The sequence below is a fragment of the Clostridia bacterium genome (genome assembly GCA_017620395.1).
GTDB lineage: Bacteria > Bacillota > Clostridia > Oscillospirales > RGIG8002 > RGIG8002.
Genome location: JAFZQJ010000011.1, coordinates 1 through 6,669, shown reverse-complemented (window position 1 = coordinate 6,669; position 6,669 = coordinate 1). Strand labels below are relative to the sequence as shown.

Genomic DNA, 6,669 nt, shown 5'->3' with positions numbered 1-6,669 from the left:
GTAAACGCATACGTTGTCATCCTGAGCGAAGTAACGCGCAGCGTTACGAAGTCGAAGGATCTTGAAGGTAACGGTCGTGTTATCGGAAAAGTGTGCAGTCGGAAACGGGGGTTACGCTTCGTTTTCTTTCGCGGCGTTGCGCTGAAAAGGATAGCTCGTCTGTAAGATCCTTCGACTGCGCGATGCTTCGCATCGCTCCGCTCAGGATGACAAAGGGCGGCGCGGGTGCGAGAATGCACGGACGAGCAATGCTCGTCCCTACGGGCGCGAAGCGTCAATATCACTGTCGCGAAGCGATAATATCACTGACGCGAAGCGTCAATATCACTGCGAACGCCCCGCGTTCGCCCTGTTCCACGTGGAACAATCGGAACGCAGAGAGCTACTTTCCCACGCAGAACGTGCTGAATATCCCGTCTATCACGTCGTCGGCGACGTTCCTGCCGGCGCACTCGTCGAGCGCGGCGACGGCTTCGCGAAGGTCGACGGCGGCGATATCCGCCTCGAAGCCGCGCTTCAGCGCGAGTCCCGCCGCGGCGAGCCCCTCGCCCGCCTTCCGCAGGCAGTCGCGCTGGTGCAGGGAGGCGCACCACCCGTCCGCGTCGTCGAAATCGTCCGCGCCGGTGACCGCGCGGACGGCCTCCGCGAGGGCGTCCAGCCCTTCGCCGGTCTTCGCGCACATCTCCACGACGAAGGCGCATTCGTCCTCTATCGGGGAAATATCCATCCCGCGCGGCTTGTCGCACTTGTTTATCACCGCGATCTGCGGCGCTCTTTTCAATAATGAGAAGTCCTCGTCCTTCAGCTCCTCCGAGCCGTCGAAGACGGCGATGACCAGCGAAGCGGCGTCCAGCCGCGCGTTCGCAAGCTCAACTCCTCTGCGCTCGATTTCCTCCGGCGCGTCGCGGAGCCCCGCGGTGTCTGCGAGCTTCAGCAGCACGCCGCCGCATACGACGGCGCTTTCCACTACGTCGCGCGTCGTGCCGGGGACGTCGGAAACTATGCTGCGTTCGCGCCCGGCCAGCAGGTTCATCAGCGTGGACTTGCCGACGTTGGCGCGCCCCGCGATGACCGCGTCGACGCCCTCGGTGAGCGCCAGCCCGCCCTCGTACGTGCCGGCAAGCTTCAGACAGCGGTCGGAGAGGTCGAAAAGCTTATCGACCGCCTCGCCGCGCGGCAGCTCGGGTATGTCTTCTTCGGGAAAATCCGCCTCCGCGGATATGTGTATCAGTATTTCGTTCGCGGCGTCGCGGAGCTCGCGCAGACCGCGGTCGAGCGCGCCTCCGGCCTGCCTGTTGGCGAGCTTCAGCGCCTCCGCGGAGCGCGCGGAAACGACGCTCATGACGGATTCCGCCTCGGTCAGCCCGAGCCGCCCGTTGAGGAAAGCGCGTTTGGAGAATTCGCCGCCCCGCGCCTGCCTCGCGCCCGCCTTCAGCAGGGTTTCGAGCACCCGCTCGGTGACGAAAACGCCGCCGTGGCAGGCGAATTCGACGCAGTCCTCGCCGGTGTAGGATTTCGGCGCACGGTAGACGGTCGCTACGACGGTATCGACGGTTTCGTCTCCGTCGCGGATTTCGCCGAGGGCGCAGGTCCAGCCCTTACGCGAAGCGAGCGGGGCGCCCGCCTTCGGCGCGAAAACGCCGTCGCAGAGCGCGATCGCGCCTTCGCCGCTTACGCGTATAACGGCGATCGCCGCGTTCCCTCGCGGTGTCGCGATCGCGGCGATGACGTCCGGATTGTAGGTGGAATGAGTTGTCATGGTTTCCTCCGAAGTGAATATCGCGGGTAATGAATCGATCGCCGACGCTGTCATCCTGAAGCGGCGAAGCCGCTGAAGGATCCCACACCGTAAGATGACGGCTGCACAGGGAAGGGGATTCCTCGCTGCGCTCGGAATGACAGAACGTAAGCGCATACATTGTCATCCTGAGCGAAGTAACGCGCAGCGTTACGAAGTCGAAGGATCCTGAAGGTAACGGTCGTGTTATCGGAAAACTGCGCAGTCGGAAACAGAGGTTACGCTTCGTTTTCTTTCGCGGCGTGATGCTTTCTTTCGCGGCGTTGCGTTGAAAAGGACAGCTCGTCTTTAAGATCCTTCGACTGCGCTCCCTTCGGTCGCTCCGCTCAGGATGACAAAGGGCGGCGCGGGTGCGAGAATGCACGGACGAGCGGTGCTCGTCCCTACGGCCGACGAACGCGGCGCGAGTGCGAGAATGCACGGACGAGCGATGCTCGTCCCTACGGCCGACGAACGCGGCGCGGGTGCGAGAATGCACGAACGAGCGGTGCTCGTCCCTACGGGCGCGATGCTTCGCATCGCTCCGCTCGCAGCGAAGGAACAAATTGCCGCAGGCAATTTGAATAATTCAAATCGGCTGCGCCGATTTGCTCCTTAACTGCGGCGCAGCGTCAATTTCACTGCGCCGAAGGCGCAATTTAGCTGATGCGAAGCATCAATTTAACTATCGAGCGAAAGCGAGATAATTTAGCTGATAAACGTGATTGTTCCACGTGGAACAATCACGTTTATCAATAGTCCGCTTCGCCGCTCTTGTAATACTTATACGAAAGCGTCATCATCACGCTGTAGAGCGCCGCCGTCGCGAGCTGCGGCACGAATATCCCCGCGACGCCGAGCACCTTCGTCAGCGCGCTGAATTCGCTGTTTATGCCGTAGAGGAGCGGCACGAGCCCGAGCGCGATCCCGCCCGCGGCCGCAAGGAAGGTGATTATCGCGGGATAAACTATCGAGCGTTTGCCTTCGCGGAAAAATACCGAGTAGAATACCGGCGCGAGCAGATACAGCACGATATACGCGTAAAAGGATATGACGGAGAGGTCTCCGCCGCGGTTCTGGATTATGTCCCCCGCCCAGCAGGCGACGAGCCCCGCGTTGAGCAGGTAGACGGCGCAGGCGAAGATCCACATCCACGCCTTCGCCCAGCCGCGCAGACGACGCACGCAGGGCAGCAGCATCAGCGGTATCGTCGGCAGGAACGCGACCGCCGCGACTCCCGCGACGATCAGGATGGTGATAAGGTCGTAATTCATACGTTTCAGCTCCTTTTGGAGTTATACCGAGGGTAGAATATAAGGGCGATTATACTGTTTGTTGTTATATTGCGTCACGCTCACGCTCGGTTCAAAGCGTGTTTCCCGCGCCCGGGCGTAAATCCGCGGACGATTGATAATCGCCCCTGCAACGCGCTCGCTTCCGCAAATTGCGCCGTTTCCGGACGAGCAATGCTCGTCCCTACGCAGGCCGCCGCAGGCGGCGAATATATTCAAATCGGCTCCGCCGATTTGCTCATTAACTGACGCAAAGCGTCAATATCACTGCGGCGAAGCCGCAATATCACTGTCGCGAAGCGATAATATCACTGCCGGCGCAGCCGGCAATATCACTGCGTGCAAAGCACGCTCAGCTTACGTCTGTCAAATCCAGATACCTGCTGCCGAACCTGGAAATATAGTCCTTCCTCTCGGCGAGGTCGTCGCCGAGCAGCGTATTGAACATATACTCCATATCCGCGACGTCGTCGGTGGAAACGCGTATCAGACGGCGTGTTTCGGGGTTCATTGTGGTCAGCCACATCATGTCCGGCTCGTTCTCGCCGAGCCCCTTGGAGCGCTGTATCGTGAACTTCTGCCCCTGAATGCGGTCGAGCACGTCCTGCTTCTCCTTCTCGGTGTAGGCGAAGTAGGTCTTGTCCGCGTTTATCTCGTAGAGCGGCGACTCGGCGATATAGACGAGCCCCTTCTCGATGAGCGTAGGCACGAGGCGGTACAGCATCGTGAGTATCAGCGTGCGTATCTGGTAGCCGTCGACGTCGGCGTCGGTGCAGATGATGACCTTGCTCCAGTTGAGGCGATCGAGGTCGAAGGAGGAGACCTCCTTCTTGCCGCTCTTGACCTCCGCGCCGCAGCCGAGGACCTTCAGCAGATCGGTGATGATCTGGCTCTCGAAGATGCGGTGCAGGTCGGCTTTGAGGCAGTTGAGTATCTTGCCTCTCACGGGGATGATCGCCTGAAACTCCGCGTCGCGCGCGAGCTTGCAGGATGTCAGCGCGGAGTCGCCCTCGACTATGTATATCTCGCGCACGCTCTTGTCGCGGGTGCGGCAGTCGACGAACTTCTCGACCTTGTTGGTGAAATCCATCGTGGAAATGTTCGCCTTTTTGAGCGTCTGGCGCATCTTCTCGGCGTTTTCGCGGCTGCGCTTGTTGACGAGTACCTGGTTGGCGATGAGCTCGGCGTCGTTGGGGTTCTCGATGAAGTAGACCTCGAGCTGATGCTTGAGGAACTCGGTCATCGCGTCCTGGATGAACTTGTTGGTGATGGACTTTTTCGTCTGGTTTTCGTAAGAAGTCCGCGTCGAGAAGGAGTTGGTGACGATCACGAGGCAGTCCTCGACGTCCTGGAAGGTTATCTTGCTCTCGTTCTTGTTGTATTTGCCCTGCTTTCTGGCGTAGCCGTCGATCATGGAGGTGAACGCCAGGCGCACCGCCTTTTCGGGCGAGCCGCCGTGCTCGAGCCAGCTGGAGTTGTGGTAATACTCCGCCGCGGACGCCGTGCGGCTGAAGCAGAACGCGGTCTGGAGCTTGACCTTGTAGTCCTCCATGTCATCGCGGTCGCGGCCGCGCCGCTCCCCTTCCGCGAAGGCGACGGGCGTGAGCGGATTTTCGCCGGCGAGCTCCCTGACGTAGTCGGTGATGCCGTTCTCATAGACGAACTCGGTCTCCTCGAACTTCCCGCGCGCGACCTCGTTGCGCAGCACGAAAACGACGCCGCTGTTGACGACGGCCTGCCGCTTGAGCGTTTCGGTATAGTATTCGAGCGGGATATTTATGTCGGTGAAGACCTGCAGATCGGGCAGCCAGTGGATGCGGGTGCCGGTCTTGCGCGAGGTCGTCGGCTCCTTGCGCACTTCGCCGTAAAGCTCGCCGCGGCGGAAGGACAAGTTCCATTTCATGCCGCCGGAATAGACCTCCGCGTCCATGAATTCGGAGGCGTACTGCGTCGCGCAGAGGCCGAGGCCGTTGAGGCCGAGGGAGTACTCGTAGTTTTCGCCCGCGTCGTTCTTGTACTTGCCGCCGGCGTAGAGCTCGCAGAAGACGAGCTCCCAGTTGTCCTTGCCCTCCTTCTCGTTCCAGCCGAGCGGGATGCCGCGGCCGAAGTCCTGTATCTCTACGGAGTGATCGAGGTAGCGCGTGACGATGATCTTGCTGCCGTGCCCCTCGCGCGCCTCGTCGATGGAGTTGGAGAGTATCTCGAAGACGGCGTGCTGACAGCCCTCGATGCCGTCCGAGCCGAAGATGACGCCCGGGCGTTTCCGGACGCGGTCCGCGCCTTTTAACGAAGTAATGCTGTCGTCGCCGTATGTTTTCTGAACGGGTTTCGCCATTTTTTATACGTCCTTTCAGTATTTGACGGAGTCGCGTCCGGCTCCCCTGTGTAAGGTAGCGAAGCGGAGGTCGCGGTAGTGAATGACAGTCCGGTGGACTGTCAGAGCCGCGACCTGACCGAGCCCGCAGGCGAGACAGCTGTCACGGACGGCGGTACGCCGTCCGTGACTGAGGGGTTGTCGGCTTCCTCAAAGCAAGCGCTTGATTGCACAACCCCTCCGTCTCGCCTCGGTTTCACCTCGGCGATCCACCTCCCCTTGCACAGGGGAGGCTTTTCCGCCTCCCGCGGAAATCTCAATATCTTGTGCCGATTCGGGCGCAGAATACCCTTATACAGTATATATTATACTACTTCGCGCCGCCGAGGTCAAGTGAAAAATGACGGGCACAGCCCGTCATCCTGAGCGGAGCGGCTGAAAGCCGCGAAGTCGAAGGATCCCCCGCCTTATGCAGCCGTCCGGAAAAGGTGTGTGATCCCTCGGGATGACGTACCCGCGAACGCCCGCGTCAAAAGCCGTTCGGCATAATTCGACAGAATCCGACGCGGATAAGGGCGGGGAAAGGGCGTGAAAACGCCCGTCTACGCGCACGCGTGCGCGTGCGCGGTAATATTTATGTTCAAACATGAGAATTTTTTTGCATTTTTCGCGCGAAAATTTCGCGTTTTCGCTTGCGCATTTGAAAAAAAGTGATATAATAGATTTATGTATTATGCGCTAATATCGCGCGAAAAGCGCCTTAAAACAGATTCGGCGCGATTTTTACCGTTTTGGCGGATAGAAAACCGGCGGCAGCGATTTGAACGTATTTCGGGCGATTGATAATCGCCCCTACGGTGTGAGCGCGCGGAAGCGCCTGTCATCCCGAGGGCGAAGCCCGAGGGACCCCACACCGAAAGATGACGGCTGCACAGGAAAGGGGATTCCTCGTCGGCGCTCGGAATGACAGAACGTAAGCGCATACGTTGTCATCCTGAGCGAAGGCGAAGCCGGAGTCGAAGGATCTTGTCGGTAACGGTCGTGTTATCGGTAAAGTGTGTAGTCGGAAACGGGGGTTACGTTTCGTTTTCTTACACGGCGCTTTCGCGTCAATCCCCGGACGAGCAATGCTCGTCCCTACGGTCGGCGAATGCGGCGACGCGGGGCTTTCTTTCGCGGCGTTGCGCTGAAAGGGATAGCTCGTCTTTAAGATCCTTCGGCTGCGCTCCCGTTGGTCGCTCCGCTCAGGATGACAAACCGACCGCTGCGCTGCGTGAGATCCTTCG

At 59.8% G+C, this 6,669-nt stretch carries 3 protein-coding genes; all 3 read right to left on the bottom strand.

What is annotated here, in order from left to right; all coding sequences use genetic code 11:
- Positions 1 to 382: 382 nt before the first annotated feature.
- Positions 383 to 1,759: a tRNA uridine-5-carboxymethylaminomethyl(34) synthesis GTPase MnmE gene (gene mnmE, locus J5441_01540; protein ID MBO4933837.1), complete on the bottom strand. Its 1,377-nt coding sequence runs from the start codon at positions 1,757 to 1,759 to the stop codon at positions 383 to 385.
- Between the two features lie 770 nt (positions 1,760 to 2,529).
- Positions 2,530 to 3,051 carry a hypothetical protein gene (locus tag J5441_01535; protein ID MBO4933836.1) on the bottom strand — a complete coding sequence of 174 codons (522 nt, stop codon included), beginning with the start codon at positions 3,049 to 3,051 and terminating at the stop codon, positions 2,530 to 2,532.
- Between the two features lie 370 nt (positions 3,052 to 3,421).
- On the bottom strand, positions 3,422 to 5,404 hold the full coding sequence (locus J5441_01530) for a DNA topoisomerase (protein ID MBO4933835.1): 1,983 nt from the start codon (positions 5,402 to 5,404) through the stop codon (positions 3,422 to 3,424).
- Between the last annotated feature and the right edge of the window lie 1,265 nt (positions 5,405 to 6,669).